The sequence below is a fragment of the Fusobacterium ulcerans ATCC 49185 genome (assembly GCF_900683735.1).
In the GTDB taxonomy this organism is placed as follows: Bacteria; Fusobacteriota; Fusobacteriia; order Fusobacteriales; family Fusobacteriaceae; genus Fusobacterium_A; species Fusobacterium_A ulcerans_A.
Window position 1 is genome coordinate 1996263 of record NZ_LR215979.1, and the last position, 17943, is coordinate 2014205.

General features: G+C 28.7%; 13 protein-coding genes and 7 tRNA genes. 3 read left to right on the top strand and 17 right to left on the bottom strand.

The genetic code is table 11. The features are described 5' to 3' along the window. Positions 1–3: 3 nt before the first annotated feature. On the bottom strand, positions 4–1686 hold the full coding sequence (locus E0E45_RS08960; RefSeq protein ID WP_130890849.1) for an aryl-sulfate sulfotransferase: 1683 nt from the start codon (positions 1684–1686) through the stop codon (positions 4–6). Between the two features lie 502 nt (positions 1687–2188). On the opposite strand from E0E45_RS08960, the gene E0E45_RS08965 reads away from it, so the two are divergent. Together E0E45_RS08965 and E0E45_RS08970 are read left to right on the top strand one after the other, a co-directional pair. Further along, on the top strand, positions 2189–2989 hold the full coding sequence (locus E0E45_RS08965; protein WP_232044084.1) for a metallophosphoesterase: 801 nt from the start codon (positions 2189–2191) through the stop codon (positions 2987–2989). A gap of 439 nt (positions 2990–3428) precedes the next feature. Next, positions 3429–4022: a sigma-70 family RNA polymerase sigma factor gene (locus E0E45_RS08970; protein WP_130890851.1), complete on the top strand. Its 594-nt coding sequence runs from the start codon at positions 3429–3431 to the stop codon at positions 4020–4022. A 61-nt stretch (positions 4023–4083) separates the two neighbouring features. Here the strand turns inward: E0E45_RS08970 and E0E45_RS08975 are convergent, their stop codons facing one another. The 9 genes from E0E45_RS08975 to E0E45_RS09015 form a co-directional block, all read right to left on the bottom strand. Further along, positions 4084–4446 (bottom strand): hypothetical protein, encoded by a 363-nt coding sequence (locus E0E45_RS08975; RefSeq protein WP_130890852.1) that lies wholly within the window; start codon positions 4444–4446, stop codon positions 4084–4086. A gap of 693 nt (positions 4447–5139) precedes the next feature. Next, positions 5140–5223 (bottom strand) — tRNA-Leu (locus E0E45_RS08980). A gap of 21 nt (positions 5224–5244) precedes the next feature. Next, positions 5245–5320: transfer RNA gene (locus E0E45_RS08985), tRNA-Thr, on the bottom strand. 11 nt (positions 5321–5331) lie between these two features. Further along, positions 5332–5408: transfer RNA gene (locus E0E45_RS08990), tRNA-Asp, on the bottom strand. Positions 5409–5424: 16 nt separating this feature from the next. After that, a tRNA-Val gene (locus tag E0E45_RS08995) sits at positions 5425–5500 on the bottom strand. Positions 5501–5513: 13 nt separating this feature from the next. Beyond that, positions 5514–5588: transfer RNA gene (locus E0E45_RS09000), tRNA-Glu, on the bottom strand. Between the two features lie 7 nt (positions 5589–5595). After that, positions 5596–5671 (bottom strand) — tRNA-Lys (locus E0E45_RS09005). 3 nt (positions 5672–5674) lie between these two features. Further along, positions 5675–5750: transfer RNA gene (locus tag E0E45_RS09010), tRNA-Gly, on the bottom strand. A 49-nt stretch (positions 5751–5799) separates the two neighbouring features. Continuing rightward, a complete protein-coding gene (locus E0E45_RS09015; protein WP_130890853.1) occupies positions 5800–6288 on the bottom strand; it encodes a hypothetical protein in 489 nt (162 codons plus the stop codon). A 232-nt stretch (positions 6289–6520) separates the two neighbouring features. On the opposite strand from E0E45_RS09015, the gene E0E45_RS09020 reads away from it, so the two are divergent. Then, positions 6521–7918: a PLP-dependent aminotransferase family protein gene (locus E0E45_RS09020; protein WP_130890854.1), complete on the top strand. Its 1398-nt coding sequence runs from the start codon at positions 6521–6523 to the stop codon at positions 7916–7918. A 66-nt stretch (positions 7919–7984) separates the two neighbouring features. Here E0E45_RS09020 and E0E45_RS09025 read toward each other — a convergent pair whose 3' ends face one another. From E0E45_RS09025 to E0E45_RS09055, 7 genes are all read right to left on the bottom strand, one after another. Next, entirely contained in the window at positions 7985–9388 is a 1404-nt protein-coding gene (locus E0E45_RS09025) for a tyrosine phenol-lyase (RefSeq protein ID WP_130890855.1), read from the bottom strand. Positions 9389–9454: 66 nt separating this feature from the next. Then, on the bottom strand, positions 9455–11002 hold the full coding sequence (locus E0E45_RS09030) for an alanine/glycine:cation symporter family protein (protein WP_130890856.1): 1548 nt from the start codon (positions 11000–11002) through the stop codon (positions 9455–9457). Positions 11003–11451: 449 nt separating this feature from the next. After that, entirely contained in the window at positions 11452–12501 is a 1050-nt protein-coding gene (gene glpX / locus E0E45_RS09035) for a class II fructose-bisphosphatase (protein ID WP_130890857.1), read from the bottom strand. An 8-nt stretch (positions 12502–12509) separates the two neighbouring features. After that, positions 12510–12791: an FtsB family cell division protein gene (locus tag E0E45_RS09040; RefSeq protein ID WP_005976427.1), complete on the bottom strand. Its 282-nt coding sequence runs from the start codon at positions 12789–12791 to the stop codon at positions 12510–12512. An 11-nt stretch (positions 12792–12802) separates the two neighbouring features. Then, a complete protein-coding gene (gene def / locus E0E45_RS09045; protein WP_005976425.1) occupies positions 12803–13324 on the bottom strand; it encodes a peptide deformylase in 522 nt (173 codons plus the stop codon). 21 nt (positions 13325–13345) lie between these two features. Then, positions 13346–15667, bottom strand: a complete 2322-nt coding sequence (gene priA / locus E0E45_RS09050) for a replication restart helicase PriA (RefSeq protein ID WP_130890858.1) — start codon at positions 15665–15667, stop codon at positions 13346–13348. Between the two features lie 9 nt (positions 15668–15676). Next, a complete protein-coding gene (locus E0E45_RS09055; protein ID WP_130890859.1) occupies positions 15677–17788 on the bottom strand; it encodes a penicillin-binding protein in 2112 nt (703 codons plus the stop codon). Positions 17789–17943: the final 155 nt, after the last annotated feature.

Sequence of the window (17943 nt, forward strand, 5' to 3'; positions counted from 1 at the left end):
CCTTTATTCTTGAAAAAGCTCTATTCTTTTTCCTGATAATATACTGTTGTCTTCAAAGCTATTTTTATCATAGTAAAGTCTTGCTTTAAAAAGCTCATTTCCACTATCTTTTCCTATCTCAGAAAAAACCCCACTAGGATAAGCTTTATCGCTAAATCCATAAACTATAAGAATATTATTCTTCTTTGGAAGATATTGATTATTTCTAAACAGCACTCCATTTTTCCAGTTTTCATCTAATTTTATTCTGTTATTATCTTGAATATTTACTATTTTCCCCAGCATATCAAATTCAAAAATAAGATTGTCATCTACCGCTTCCCAATTTCCCTTTTCATTTCTATCAAGAAGAGATTTTTTTATAACTGGAGAAACTATTAATAGATACCTAATATTTGCATTTGAATCAAATATAAATGGAAGTGACTCATCTTTTGTATTAAAAGATACAAGATTCATTCCCTGCTCTATACTTCCATCTACTTTCTTTTCTATTACAACTGCTGGAAGACTGTCATCAATCAATGATGTTTCTATTACAATATTCTTAGTTTTTAAAGCTCCATTGTTAACCATTTTTAAAGATACTTTATTTACAGCTTTAGGGTATAATCCTATTATTGGAATTTCTCCATTAGATTTCACTTTTGTTTTGTAAATATAATCTGGACTTCCTTCTTTTCCTTCAATAGTTATTGTTACCTCTTTTCCAACAGCTTCATTTTCTATTTTTACTATTGCTGAAAGGGGAGTTCTTCCATAAGGATTTAATTTTATAAAAGGACTGTCAAAAGTATAATATTTTTCTCTGTATTGTTTTTCAAGCTCTATATCGCTGTTTTTATCTAAAAGGTAAAATTCTCCAAAAGATGACATTTTTTTATAATCTATATTTTTCAAATGTTGATCTACAATTTCTTTTAATTTTGGTGACACAAGAGTTATTTCATCAATTCCTTTACTTGTAACCACAACTTTTTTCATATCATCTAATATAAGTCTTGAATTAAAAAAGTCTTCTTCACATTTTTTAAAATTATTTATATCTTCTTCTTTAAATTCCATAAGAGAAACTACTTCAGCATTTCCAGCTATTATATTATTAATTTTATTTAGCTGTTCTCCATCTAAAGTTTTTATAATATCTGCCATTTCCTTATCTGGAAACAATTTCAAAACTTTATCTTTTATTTTTAAAATATCTGGTATCTTATTTTCATTTTTATTTATTTCATTATAATTAAAATTTGGATACTCTTTTTCCAAATAATTTTTAAATTCTACTGAAAGAACTTCTATTTCTCCAAATCCCTTACCTATATTTGCGATTCTCACAGCATCTTCCTGAGTTATATCTGGAGAAAAATATTTATCTGAATTATATTTATTTTTATCTTTTGAGTTTAATGCATCTACTACTTCTGGAAAGGCTAAACTTTCTTTCAGTATTTCCAGTTTTTCCATTGATAATCTGTTCATTATTGAATTAAAATTTTTGTCATTAATCTTTTTTTCTATTTCTTTTTTTAATTTTTTACTCTGGCTTTCTTTATATGTCATCACTAGACTTGGGCTATTTGATAATTTTTCCATTATCTTTTCTTTGGATATATACAAAAGTATACCTAAACCAATGATGCAAACTGAAGAGCCTATGAGCAACTTTTCTTTTCTATTTATCAACATTTTTACTCTCCTTTTTTATTGAAACTTTATCCATATATTATAATAAGAATTTTCTATAAAATCTAGACTATTTTTTATATAAATATTCTTATCAGAAAAAATCTCTATTTTTAAACACAAATTTCTATTTTCTTTTTCACCAGCTTTCTTAGTACTCTTTTACATTTTTTTCTTTGAGATATTAAGATTTTAATTTATAATATAAAAAACTACTTTATAATTGGAGATGATAATGAATTACTTTTTTTTAGTATTTTCTACTTTTTTCTTTTTACTTAATTTTTTTGTTATAAGAAAGACCTTAAAATATGTTGTTCCAAATGATAAAAAATTTTTTTTCCTTATATTCTTTTTATCATTAGCACTTCTTTTTTATTTATATAGATTTTTTGGATCTTATTTTTCTTATTCTCTCAATAAATTTGTATCTTACATTATTTATTATTATCTGGCATTTTTAATATATACTTCAATATTATTTATTTTTGCCTCTATCTTTACTATGATTTTCAGATATAAATTAAATTTAAATCTTTATAAAGTTTCTTTAATATTAGTTCCTATTATTTTAGTAGCTGGTACTTTCTTTAAACATCACACTATTGTCAAAGAATATGATATCAAACTTGATAAAAATTATGATATGGAACCTCTCAATATTGTTTTAGTTTCTGATATTCATCTTGGTTATATAAACGGAAATTCCTCTTTTATAAAGATGAAAAATATTATAAATTCTCTTAATCCTGATATTGTATTAATAGCAGGGGATCTTATAGATATGAATCTAGAACCTGTTATGGAAAAAAATATGCTTAAGGAGCTAAGTGATATAAAAACAAAATATGGAATATATTTTGCCTTAGGTAATCATGATATTTATGGAAAAAAAGCTGCACTTCTTACTGAAACTTTAACAGCAGAAGGAGTTACTGTCCTTAGAGATGAAAAAATACTTGTTAATAATGAAATATACATAGCAGGGAGAGATAATTTTTCAAAAAAACCTCTTAAAGATATTATAGGTGAACATTCAGATAAGCCTGTCATATTAATCCAGCATACTCCTGATACTATTGAAGAAACTGTAGAAAATAAGATAGATTTACAGGTATCAGGTCATACTCACAAAGGACAATTCTTTCCTGGAAACCTTTTCACAAAAAAAATTTTTCTGATAGATTATGGATATAAAAAAATATCTGACAGTAACATTCTTGTTTCATCAGGGTATGGAACTTGGGGTCCTCCTATAAGAATAGGAAGTTCTTCTGAAATATGTCTTATCAAATTTTATAATTGATTTTTTCAAAAACTTTTCTTTGTTTTCCTGTAAAGAAAAGTTTTTTTATTTTATAAATATTCTCCTCAAATTAAATAACAGGTGTATTTTATCATCTTTTTTTATTTTTATTTTTGTTATTTTATTATTTTTTGACTTTTTAGAAATTATTTTTAAATATACTTGGTTCATAATATATTCACCATGTTTAGAAACGAAAAAAAAGCTAAAATTAATATTTTTTCTCTTTTTTTCTCTAAGCATCATTAATTAATATTTTGAAATCATTTTAATGTACTTTTTTCTTTTTTATAGAAATTTTCAATTTGTTATCATTACATTTTGTTGCTATAATAATCTTATAAAGAAATATTATATAGATTTTATTTTAACAACTTAGAATACAAATTTATCTTAGTTTCTAAAAAATAAATTTATTTTTATTTTCAAGGAGGTAAAAATGATAAATTCACAAACAATCAAAAATGCTAAAGCTGGTAATGAAAGCGCTATACAGGAAATATTCTCTTCTTTCAAGAGCATTCTCCAATTAAAAACAAAAAATTACTTTTTCTATGGTGGAGATAAAGAAGATGTTCTTCAAGAAGCAATGATAGGTCTTTTAAAGGCTATAAATGCTTATGATGAAACTAAAAATGCATCTTTTACTACTTTTGCTATTTTATGTATAAAACGTCAAATAATAACAGCTATTAAAAGTTCTAATTCTGGTAAAAACAAAATTTTAAATATGGCTATGTATAGCCCTGAAACTGAAGATAACTCAAATATAGCTTATGAAACAAAGTCTTTTAATTTTTATAATCCAGAAGAAATATATCTTAGTAAAGAAAGATTCAGGCTTTTAAACCAATATTTAAAAAATAACCTGAGTAAAATGGAAAATGAAATATTTGAATATATGCTTTCTGAAATGACTTATACAGAAATAGCTAAAAAAACTGGAAGAGAACCTAAATCAGTAGATAACAGCATTCAACGTATTAAGAAAAAGCTTAATGGTTTTTTAAAAGAATATGACAGTATTCAATAACATTTAATATATAGATGTTATGTAAATTAAAAAAAGTCCGATTTAAATAATCAGACTTTTTTTAATTTAGATATTTTTTTATTATAGCACAATCTCCTGCTGGAATCATATTTCCATAGATGACCTTTTTTCCTTCTAACATTACAAAACATTGAAGGTCTTTCTTCTCTTTATGAATCAATATAGTTATTTTTCCATCTCCATTTTCATCTGTAAATTTTTCACTCTTAACAATTTCATATTCTTTGGCAAAATATTCAACTCTGTCTTTAAATATTTGAATTGCCTCTTCTCTACTGGCAAAAATTCCTACCACATGACTATGATTATCATATTTTACTATTCCACCCTCTATTATTACTTGATTTTCTGCAAAAATAGAAAAATTCAATATAAATATAAAAAATAATATAATTTTTTTCATAACTCCCCCCAAGCTCTAATTAAACTATACAATATTCCTTAAATTACTATACCATTCATATACAATAATATAAAAATCTACTATTCTCTTTATTCTGCTTTTATATACTTTTTCTTTTTATTTATTATTTAAAGAAATAAAAAATAGATTTACCACCGAGAGATTACCTTAGATAGAAAATCTATTTAAAATATCATTATTCAAATAATTGTGAAATACAATGCATCTCAATGAAAATAGACTTCACTATAATACTATATTTCAAAAAAAATAGCAAGATTAAATTCTCTCTTACATTCTTATTATTTTTTATTCTCTTTTAATTTATTTCATAATTCTTTATAAAAATATTTGCTTTTCAAATTATTTGTGGTATTATATGATTATCTTATATTCATATAATTTTTTTAACCTTTCTTAACTTAAAAATTACTACTACAAACAAAGAGGCTCTTCTGGGAGCTTTTTTGTTTATATAACAAAAATAGACTTCCTTTAGAGTACTCTCCTTAAAGAAAATCTATTTATTCTTTTTTTATATAAAGTTCTAAGATAAACTTTTTCATTCTATGAATAAATGATAGGATATATCTTTCTAATATGTTTAAGTTGTGAATATAAAAAAAATAGATTTAATTTCAAGCAAACTGCTAAAATTTAAAATCTATTTAAAGTAAAAAAGTATACTAATTTTGGTGCGAAGAGAGAGACTTGAACTCTCACGTCTGGAACACTAGATCCTAAGTCTAGCGCGTCTGCCAATTCCGCCATCCTCGCATATCTATTTAGTTTTACTAGTGGTGCCGCTTATCGGAATCGAACCAATCACCTACTGATTACAAGTCAGTTGCTCTACCAGATGAGCTAAAGCGGCATATATAATAATGGCGGGAGTGACGAGGGTCGAACTCGCGACCTCCTGCGTGACAGGCAGGCGCTCTAACCAACTGAGCTACACCCCCACTATTGTTATTAAATTGGTGGTCACAATAGGACTTGAACCTATGACCCCCTGCTTGTAAGGCAGGTGCTCTCCCAACTGAGCTATGCGACCTTTTTGGTTATGGTGGTACCCCGTAGGGGAATCGAACCCCTGTTGCCAGAGTGAAAATCTGATGTCCTTACCACTGAACGAACGGGGCATCTCTATGGTGCGTCATACAGGACTTGAACCTGTGACCGCCTGATTAAGAGTCAGATGCTCTACCAACTGAGCTAATGGCGCATCTGGAGCGGGAAACGAGGGTCGAACTCGCGACATTCAGCTTGGAAGGCTGACGCTCTACCAACTGAGCTATTCCCGCAGACAAGAATTATAATACCATAATCTGCATTTTATGTCAAATATTTTTTTTACTTTTTTATAAAAAATTTCTCGTTTAAAAGAGATCTCATAACCAAAACAAATCTCTCTTTATTTTTCATATATAGAGGTATAATTATCTGTTTTCTATCCAGTGTAATAATATCTAAAACTACCTGCAGATTTTTTCCTATTTTTGTTTCTGCCAATGTACAGCTCTCTATATTATCTAATGATAATTTCAATTTCTCTCCAGTTAATATTTTCTTTTCTGTATCTACTGCAACTTTATATGAAAAAGTAGTTTTTAATTGCTTTATTCCTAGAAATAAGAAAACTAATGCAAATACAACTGGCATAACTTTTACATTTTCTATAGTTGCTAAATATCCCTGAAAAAGCCCTGCTAATATCAAAGGAATTCCTATTCCTGCTCCTGAAACTATTCTTTTTACCTCCAAAGAAAACTTTTCAATTCCTTTCATCTCTATATTATTTTTAGCGTTTACACTTTTTACAAAATCTTCATAAAACAGCATCTATTTTTCTCTCCTTTACTCTCAATTTTCTATATTATATCACAAATAGAATCTCCAAACATCTTTTTTTATATTATTAGTTCAATTTATATTTCTACCTCATTTAGTATCTTTATTGCTAAGCTTTTATTATATAGTAATTGCTTTTTTATAAAAAAAATCATATAATTTATTATAGGTTTAGTTTTGTCTTATTTAATTTTCTATATTTTTTAACCAAAGGGAGAAAGTAATGACTAAAAATACTAATATTGATGTAAGTTATTATATACAGCTATATGAAAATCTTAAATCAGAAATAATAAAGAAAAATGCTCCCAATTCTAAATTTTATTCTATCAGACAAATTGGAATAAAATATAATACAAATATTAATACAGTTTTAAAAGTATTTAAAATGTTGGAAAGAGATGGATATATTTTTTCTGAAAAAGGAAAAGGATTTTTTATAAAGGAACATTCAAACCTTTCTATCAGCAAAGAATTAGTCCCTATAATGGAAAGTTTTCATTTTGGTCAAACTAATACTGAAGGAATAAATTTTTCTAATGGAAGCCCTCCAAATGATTATTTTCCAGATAAAATATATCAAAAATTAATAGATAAAGCTTTGAAAAACTATGGTTCATCTCTGCTAGGATATCAGGATGTACAAGGCTTGGAAAGTCTTCGTAGCCTTTTAGCAGATCATTTGGAAGAAAAAGATATTTTCGTTAATAAAGATAATATAATGATTACATCAGGAACTCAACAATCTTTGGTTATCTTACTAAAAACTTTTAGTGGTTCCTCTTTAAAAACTGTTGCTATTTCTAGCCCTACATACCCTAACGCCTTAAATCTATTAAAAGATATGTGTAATATAAAAACTTTTGATTTAAAAAATGATGGTTGGAATCTAATAGAATTTGAAAAAGTTTTAAAAAAAGAGAGAATTCACTTTGTATACATAATGACTAATTTCCAAAATCCTACTGGCATAAGTTGGTCAGAAGAAAAAAAGAAAAAACTTTTAAAACTTGCTCATGAATACAATTTTTATATTATTGAAGATGATTGTTTTTCTGAATTTTATTATACAAAAAGGGTAGAACCATTAAAAGTATTGGATCAGAGCGGCAATGAAAAAGTTATTTATATTAAAACTTATTCAAAACTTCTTATGCCTGCTATTGGTCTTGCATATATGATCTTGCCTCCTGCTATTATGCAAAAAGCCATTTTAACTAAGTATAGTTTAGATCACAGCACTTCTGGACTCAATCAAAAAGTATTAGAATATTTTATAGCTGATAAATACCTTGATAATCATGTAAAAAATTTAAAAAAAATATTTAAGGCTAAACATCATAAAGTACTTGAATTATTATCTGGAGTTCCTCATATAACAATATTAAATAAATCTAAAGGTGGATTTTTTATCTGGTTACAATTAGCTGATTACATAAATGAAGAAAAATTTTATCACAAATGTAAATTAAGAGGTGTTTCTATCCTTCCAGGAAATATTTTTTACCATGATAAACGATCCTCTGGTAAAATAAGATTGAGTTTTATTTCTCCCTCTTTAGAAGAATTAGAAGAGGGAGTAGAAATTATGAAGGATATTTTAATTCATTGTGATTTTTAAATATTAAAAGAGAGAGCTTTTTGGCTCTCTCTCCTTAATTTCCATATCATAATATACAGGGTGATCTTAGTATCCTTTTATTAATTCAGGGTTGATAGTTTTAAATGTTCCAGTAAAGAATCTTAATACTTTTGGCTCATAATCCCATTTCAATCCACTGATGTCCTTTCTTCTGTTATATAGATCAATAACTGCATCAGCTACAAAATCTAAGTGTGCATATGTATATACTCTTCTTGGTATAGTCAATCTGATTGTTTCTAATTTAGGGTGATGATCTTTTCCTGTTACTACATCTCTTCCTGCTGATATGATTCCTCTTTCCATTGTTCTTACTCCTGACGTTTCATACAATGCTGCTGCTAGTGATTGCGCTGGGAATTCATCCTGTGTTAAATGATCTAAAAATGCTCTTGCATCTACAAATATTGCATGTCCTCCAAATGGTTTTACCATTGGCACTCCTGCTGCTTCTAATTTCTCTCCAAGATATCTAATTTGATTTACTCTATAACTGATATATTCATATTGAACTGATTCTGTTATACCTATTGCCATTGCCTCCATATCTCTTCCTGCAAGTCCTCCATATGATGGCATTCCTTCAAATTGAACTACCATTCCTGTTGCTCTTACATATAGATCATGGTCATTCATACATAGGAATCCTCCAATATTAGTTATACAGTCCTTTTTACCAGACATTGTACATCCATCTCCATATGAGAACATTTCATGAACTATTTCTTTTATAGTTTTATCTTGATATCCTTCTTCTCTTTCTTTTATAAAATAGGCATTTTCAACACATCTAGTTGCATCATACATTACTTTTATTCCATGTTTGTGAGCTAATTCAGATACAGCTTTGATATTAGCCATTGATACTGGTTGTCCTCCTGCCAGGTTAACTGTTACTGCAAGACAGATATAAGGAATTTTTTCTCCTCCAACTTCATCTATCAATGCTTGGAATTTTTTAAGATCTACATTTCCTTTGAATGGCAAATCAGCTGCTGGATCATGTGCTTCATCTATGATAACATCTCTAAATATAGCACCATTTCTTTCCTGATGAAATCTAGTTGTTGTAAAATACATATTTCCTGGTACATAATCTCCTGGTTTAATCATTAAAGTAGATAAAATATTTTCTGCTCCTCTACCTTGATGTGTAGGAACTAAATATTTAAATCCGAAATATTCTCTTACTACATCTTGCAAATGGAAGAAGTTTCTACTTCCAGCATATGCCTCATCTCCAAGCATAAGTCCAGCCCATTGTCTGTCACTCATTGCATTAGTTCCTGAGTCAGTTAAAAGATCTATATAGCAATCTTCTGATCTCAATAAGAAAGTATTATATCCAGCCTCTTTTACTGCAACTTTTCTTGCCTCTTTATCTAAAGTTCCCATGTGTTCTACCATTTTGATTTTAAAAGGCTCTGGCATAAATTTTCTTTTTTCCATAATATTTTCCTCCTCATTTGATATATGATATTTTATTTTATCTGTTTATAAACTATTTTTCATCTCTTAAATTGTTTCCTGTATCTCTACTGTTTCTTCTGTTATTTCTACTTTTACATCTTTCTTGTTCATAAAGTTAAGTTCATAATCTTTTAATGATTCTATTACCTGCCCTGATAATGGTATTATTGCCATCATATTAAAGACTGTCATAAGTCCTACTCCTAAATCTCCTAGTTCCCATACAAATGTATATTGTGCAAGTCCTCCTGCAAAAAGCATTCCTAGTGCAAATATTTTATACAAGTTCTGTGATTTCCAGTTATCTCCAAAAACATAAGCTACATTCCCTCTTGCATAGAACATTATTCCAAGGAAAGTACTGAAACTGAATAAGAACAATATTACTGCTATGAATATGACTCCTGCCTGTCCTATGTGATGATTCATTGCTGCTTGTAAAAGATCCATTCCCATTAGTCCTTTTGTTACACTTTCAGGTGCAAGAAGCATTATGAAAGCTGAACAGCTGCATATTAACAATGTATCTATAAATACTCCTAAAGCTTGAATTAATCCCTGTTTAACTGGATGAGCAACATCTGCTGCTGCTGCCGCACATGGAGCTGACCCTGAACCAGCTTCATTAGAAAACAATCCTCTTTTTACTCCCTGCATCAATATAGCTCCAAATCCTCCTGCTACTGCCTGTCTAAACCCAAAAGCCTGTACAAATATATTTTCAAACATTTGAGGTAAAAGCCCTATATTCTTTATTATTATAAACAATGTTACTGAGAAATACAGTATTGCCATTGCTGGAACTACTTTATTAAGTACATCTACTATTCCTGCATTTTTGAATAACACTATTCCTGATATAACTACTAAAGCTATTGTTGTATATAATGGTGGAAAGTTGAAAGCATTTGCAAATGATTGACTTACTGAGTTAGCAATAACTTGACTTATTCCTGCCCAGCAAAGTAATCCAGAAAGTGCAAATAATACTCCTAAAAGTCTGAATCTAGTCCCTCTAGTATAATATTTTTTTCCATCTGCTGATACATACTTAGAAGTTCCCTTTATATTATCAACGAACTCATCTTCTTCTTTTATCCAAGTTATTATTCTCATTCTATCCATAAAGTATGCAGGTCCACCTCTGAATCCTCCATATAATGGATCTTTCTCTTTATATATCTGAGCTAAAGTTGATTCTATAAATGCGCTTGAAGCACCTATTAATGCAGCCAGCCACATCCAGAATATTGCTCCAGGTCCACCAAAGGATATTGCTGCTACCACTCCAGCCAGATTTCCCATTCCTACTCTTGAAGCTGTAGCTATGAATAAGGCCTGCAGTCCAGATATAGAATCTTTATCTGTGGAGCTTTTAGGTTCCAGCACACACTTTATCATTTCTGGAAACATTCTAAATGGGAGAAATTTTGTTCTCACTGTAAAGTATAACCCTATTGGGATAAGAATAACTACCAAAAGACTAAGCTCCACTATCGTTTCTCCAACATTTACTGTTATGAGCTTCCCCCATAACAACCCATTTAATGAAAGTACCATATTTTTAATTGAGCCAATTAAACTTTCAAACATTAACGCACCTCCTGAATTTTTTTACTCTATAGTTATTTTTTCTTTTCATTAAGAAAAATTTATATACTATTTAATTATGTTCTATATTATCAGTGGTGTTCAGAAAGTTTATGATGTAATTTTTTCTTGTCCTGCTTTATTCCTTTCCTTCTTGATATAAGTTTAGTATAAAAACTGAATATTAGCAACTGTTTCAAGACAAAACTGTTATATCACAATCATGCATATTGTAAAAAGTCCTTATTTTCTTATTTTCATTGAAATATTCTTTCATATTTTCCTCAACTGTTTATAAAAATGAAGCATTTTTTAATCACATATCATCTTAGAGTCTAAGTTCTTTTCTCTTATTTTTAACGACTTTTCTCCCTTTTCAACCATTATCTATATTTTTTCATTTTCATAAAAAAACTGCTCCTTTTATTAGGAACAGTCTTTATAATTTTTATTTATTTTACTAAATGAGTTATTTTATCATCTTTAAAATCTAAGTTATGAACTGAGTTTATATATCTTACTGTTTTACTTTTTCCTCTTACTACAAGAGTTTGTGTTCTGGCAATACTTCCTTTTCTTTTAATTCCCTCTAAAAGATCTCCACCAGTTATTCCAGTTGCTGAGAATATAACTTCATCATCTTTTACAAGATCACTCATTGTAAGAACTTGTCCAACTGTAAGCCCCATACTTTCACATCTGCTTTTTTCAAAATTAGATATTTTATCATTTTCAAGAGTTACACCTTTTACTTCACTTCTTAATTTTAATCTAGCTTGCATATCCCCACCTAAAGCTCTTATTACAGCAGCAGAAATAACTCCTTCTGGAGCTCCTCCTATACCATAAAGCATATCCACATCAGAGTCAACTATACAAGTCAGAATGGAACCAGCTACATCTCCATCAGGAAGAGCATAAACTTTGATTCCAAGTTTTTGAAGATCTTTTATAATTTGAGTATGTCTTGGTTTATCAAGAACCACAATCATAAGTTCATTTAATTCTTTATTTAATGCTTTTGCAACATTATGAATATTTTCCATTAAAGGTTTATTTAAATCTATAGCACCTTTTGCTTCTGGTCCAACTATTAATTTTTCCATATACATATCTGGAGCTTTCAAGAAACTTCCTTTATTTGCAACAGCCAAAACAGTTATAGCATTAGCTTGTCCTTGAGCAGTCATCCTTGTTCCTTCTACAGGGTCTACAGCTATATCTACTGGTGAACAGTAATCATCTTCTGGTTCTCCATCCTCTTCATATTTGTGATAAGCTCTACCAACTTTTTCACCTATATAAAGCATAGGAGCTTCATCAATTTCTCCTTCTCCTATTACTATTTCTCCATCAATAGCTATTCTGTTCAGCATAGTTCTCATTGCATCTACCGCTGCTTGGTCAGCTGCCTCTTTATTTCCTCTTCCAACCCATTTGTAAGCTGCTAATGCTGCTGCTTCTGTTACTCTGGCAAATTCCAGTGCTAATTCTCTTTTCATCTCTCCTCCTACTTTTTGTTGATCAACCTATAGATTTCTTCTCCCTCTTTGACCATCTGTAGTTCATCACGGGAAATTTTCTCTCTATGAAATTCATCCTTAAGTTCCTCGATACGTTTATTATACTCTTCTATTTTATTTTTCTCCAGTTCTATTTTTTTTAAAAGCTGTTTTTTTTCACTTTTTAGCTTGTTTACTTTTATATAACTCCTATATATTTGTGGTACGAATACATAGAGTACTATAGCAAGTATTATCCAACAACTCCATTTTCCTTTATCTACTGCCATATTGCAGCTCCTTATTCAGCATTTGGCCCTTTTAAAGTTTCTTTTTTAAGTGCCTGTAATTTTTTAGTTACCATTCTCTTAGCCATAGGAGATATTCTATCTACAAATAATACAGCCTCCAAGTGATCAAATTCATGCTGCATAACTATTGCAGGAAAACCTTCCAGCTCTTCAGTTACCTTTTCACCTTTTTCATTTAAGTAGTCAACTCTTATTTTTGCTACTCTTTCAACTTTTTTATATATTCCAGGAATACTTAAACATCCTTCTTCCCAATCTATTTTCTCTTCAGTCAATGGAGTAATTACAGGATTCACCACTTTTCTAAGAGCCTCTCCTTCTCCCGACCAGTCTAATACCAACATTCTTTTACTGATTCCTATTTGAGGAGCTGCAAGTCCCACTCCTTTTTTATCATACATAGTTTCTGCCATATCCTGCAATATTTCTCTTATATTGTCATCTACAGTTTCTACTTCTACAGTTTTTTCCCTAAGTACTGGATCACCATATTTTTTTATTTCGTATATCACTTTTTCTTCTCACCTCTATTGTTAAATTAAATTTATTGGATCTACATCAACAACTATTCTAAAATCATCTGATTTTTTATAATCTATCAGTTTTTTATTTAGTTTTCTTTTAAACATACTTATATTCTTTTTGCTTCCCTTTATAAAAATATTATATCTAAATCTATCTTTCACTCTATATACAAGACTTTTCATAGGACCATACATTTCTACATTTTCATCTTCTATACTTTTGAAAAATTCTTTGACAAATATTTCCAGCTCTTTCTCTTTTTTAGAAGATATTCCAATATTAATAGTTTTAGAAAAAGGTGGATATTCAAGTAATTCCCTATTTGAAATCTCTTCTGAATAAAATCCATTATAGTCACTTTTTTCTATTGTTCTAAAAGTATAATTTTCAGGTTGATAAGTTTGAACTATAACTTTTCCTTTTTTATCTCCTCTTCCTGCTCTTCCAGATACCTGTGTTACCAGCTGAAAAGTTTTCTCTCCTGCTCTGAAATCAGGGAAGTTCAAAATTGTATCAGCATTTATAACTCCCACTAAAGTTACATTAGGAAAATGAAGTCCCTTTGATATCATTTGTGTCCCTATCATTATATCATATTTCCCACCTAAAAAGTCAAAATACATTTTTTCATAGAAGTCTTTATTTTTAGAACTTTCAGAATCCACCCGTATTATTTTTACATCAAAGTATTTTTTTACTTCCTCTTCTACTCTCTCTACACCTTTTCCACTATGAATAAGATTAGTACTTCCACATTCACTGCAGTGACCTGTATATCTCCTTGTCTGACCACAATAATTACATTTCAATATTCCTTGACTTGCATAGTAACTGCTTTTTATAGAACAGTGAGAACATTCCTCTACATGGCCGCAGTCCTTACATTGAATGTATGTAGAATATCCCTTTCTATTAAGCAGCAATATTATCTGTTCTCCTTTTAAAAGAGTTGTTTTCATCTCTTCTAAAAGTTTTTTACTGAAATACAAGTCCTCTTCCTTTTTCATATCTATTATTTCTATTTCTGGCAGTACAGAATTATTATATCTTGACTCCATAGTTACCAGTGTATAAATACCTTTTTCAGCATAGTAAGAACTTTCTATTGATGGAGTAGCTGATCCTAAAATCAATTTTGCTCCTTCTAGTTCAGCTTTTTTTATAGCTACATATTTGGCATTATATCTTGGGTTACTATCTTGTTTATATGTATTTTCATGTTCTTCATCCAATATAATATATTCTAAATTTTCCACAGGAGCAAAGATAGCTGATCTTACCCCTAGAACTATTTTTTTATTTCCTGCATATATATTATACCATTCATCAGCTCTCTCTTTATTAGTAAGTTTACTATGAAGTATAGCAATATTTTCTCTAAATTCATTTTTAAATCTATTGATCATCTGTGGAGTAAGAGATATTTCAGGAACAAGAAATATGCTTCCTTTTCCTTTTTTAAAAGCTTCTTTTATAAGCTCAATATATACCTCTGTCTTTCCAGAACCTGTGATCCCTTTTAAAAGATAATATTTATTATCTCCATCTTTTATAATATTTTTAGCTCTTTCCTGTTCCTCATTAAGAACTACATTTTTTTCTGATACTTCATCAGATATTTCCTGCAGTTCTCTTTGGCTTTCATCTTCTTTTATATTTTTTTTCAAAATCAAAAGTTTTTCTTTAATTAATTTATTTATCAGTTCTTTTGGAAATTTAACTTCTAAGTTTTTCTTTTGAACTTCTTCTTTTCCTCGAAAATATATTACAACTTCTTCAAAATTTTTCTTCAAAATTGAAAAATCAAAATCATAGTTTAATTTAACACTGCCTTTTTCATTAAAAAGTACAGTATCCCCAATCATTTCATTTATAACTTCTTTTGTAAATTTTTTATTAAGTGTAGCCTTAGTTATAGTTATTCTTTCTTTAAAAAATTTTATTAATTCTTTTGAATAGATATCCTCTGCTCCATCTTGAAAAATATTTCTAATATCTTCTAAAACATATATTGAGTCATATTTAACTTTTAAATCACTTGGAACAGCTGCATTTATTACCTGCTCATAACTGCTCATATAATAAGTCTTTATCCATCTAAGAAGCTTTATAAAATTTTCAGATAATTTTATTTCATTTTCTAACCTAGATTTTATAGGGAGAACCTTGAATGTTATATTTTCAGCTTTATCTTCAGCTATTATCAAGCCTGATTTATCCCTGTTTCTAAAGGAAACAACCACTCTATCTCCTATCTCATATTCTTCATTTTCATCTGAATAAGTATAAAGGGACTGGGTGTTATCTACATATATTTTATAATATCTCATGACTCACTCCTATTTCAATTGTACCTCTATACTAGTTACACCTTCCAATGATGTTCCTGCTTTTGGTTTTTGGCTCTCTACCAAACCTTTTCCTTTAATTCTTACATCTATATCTGCATTCTTAAATATATAAATTACATCTTTAGGACTTAATCCTGTAAGATCAGGCATTTCTATTTTCACTTCTTCATTATTACGTTTCATACTTTCAAAATTTTTAATTTCAGATATTTTCGCAATATCCTGAGATAAAATATTTTTATTTTTTGTTATCCTTCTTACTATTTCTCCAAATACTGGGGCAGCTGTTGCTCCACCATATTTTTCAAATATAGTTTCTCCTTTAGGCTTCATAAACATTACAAGTACTACATACTTAGGTTTATCTGCTGGAAAGAATCCTATAAAAGAAGCAAGATACTCACTCTTTAAATATCCACCTTTTGTACTCAACTGTGCAGTTCCAGTTTTTCCTCCTACTCTGTATCCTTCTACATCTCCTCTTTTAGCAGTTCCATCTCTTACTACATTTTCCAGTATATCTCTCATTTCTCTTGAAATTTCTGGAGAGATTACCTGCCTTACTGGTGTAGGAAGATTTCTTCTTATTACAACATTATTATCATCTGTTATTTTTTCTACTAAATATGGTTTATATAAAACTCCTCCATTTATAACAGCAGAAAAAGCTGTTGCCAGCTGTATTGGACTCATTACTATTCCCTGCCCAAAAGACATTGTACTTTTTTTAAGTTTATCCCATCTTCTGTATGGAGTAGTATATGGTTTTATTTCAGCAGGGAAATCTATTCCTGTTCTTTCATACAGTCCAAAGCTTCTTAAATAATCTTCATAAATTTTTTCAGTAAATGTATCTCCTATTAATACCATTCCAACATTACTTGATTTTTTCAATACTTCTTCTGTTGTTAGTATTCCTTTAGTACTTCTGCTGCTTTCTTTTATTGTATGGTTATATTTTCTTATTGTTCCATCTTTTACATCAAATTTAGTATTTCTTTTTATAAGTCCTTCATTGAGAGCTGAAGCTACTATAATAGGTTTAAATGTTGATCCTGGTTCAAACTGATCTTGAAAAACTGGATTTCTCAATGCTCTTCTTTTTCTTGTATATGCAGCAGTTGCCAATATTTTTCCAGTATTTGGATCCATAATTATTCCATATGCTTCATCTGATTTTGATGACTCAAATTTTTTCTTAACTTCATCATTAAGTATAAATTGAAGATCATTATCTATTGTCATATAAACATTTCTTCCATTTAAACTTGTTCTTATTTCATCTTTTGATGTAGGTATCCTTATTCCTCTATTTCTAGTATATGGATTTTTTCTCTCAATAGTTTTTTCCTTAAGATATTTTTCATATTGCTTTTCTATTCCAAATACACCAGTTTTTATATCTTTTGAAGTTGCAGTATACCCAATAAGACCTACTAGATCGCTGTATATATCTTTCTTATAGTAAGTTCTTTCTATATTTTTTCTATAAAACATCTCATTAGTATTCAACTTATATTTTTTTAATATTTCATCAATTTCAGCTTTTTCTATTTCATCAAGATTTTTAGCTATAATCTTATATTTCTTTTTAGTTTTATAGCCTTCATCCAATTCGTCTAAAAACTTTTTATTATTTATTTTTATATATGATTTTTTAGCTATTTCATCAAACGCTTTTAATATCTCTGGTTTTTCGTATACTCTGCTTGGATCTATTATTAAATCATAAATACTTTTATTAAAAGCCAGACTTTTTCCATTAGCATCATATATGCTTCCTCTATTTCCTGAATTTTTATTTATAGTCATTGTTTGATTATTCACTTTTTCCACATACATGGCATTATCAAATATCTGTACTTGTATTAATCTAAAAAGTATAAGCATAAAGCAGAATAATATTATATTTGATGAGAGCAATGCTCTTTTATTAAAAAAATTAGTTGTTTCCATTTCTTCTCTTTTTAGAAAAACATACAAAAAATAAAAAAATAAAATGAAAGTAAACCAAGTAAGCATATACATTTTATAGTAAATAGTAGCCCCTATCCCAATAAGATTCAAAAATAAGATAAAAGCTTTTAATCTTCTAAGCACATTTTTCCTCCTGCATATTATCTTTACCTTATAATTATATCAAAAATTTTGAAATCTTGTTATATAATTTTATATTTTCTTTCTTCCATTCTATTAAATTTTTTTATACTTTATCTGTTTAATAGAAAAACGAGAATAACTTACCAGATAAAATC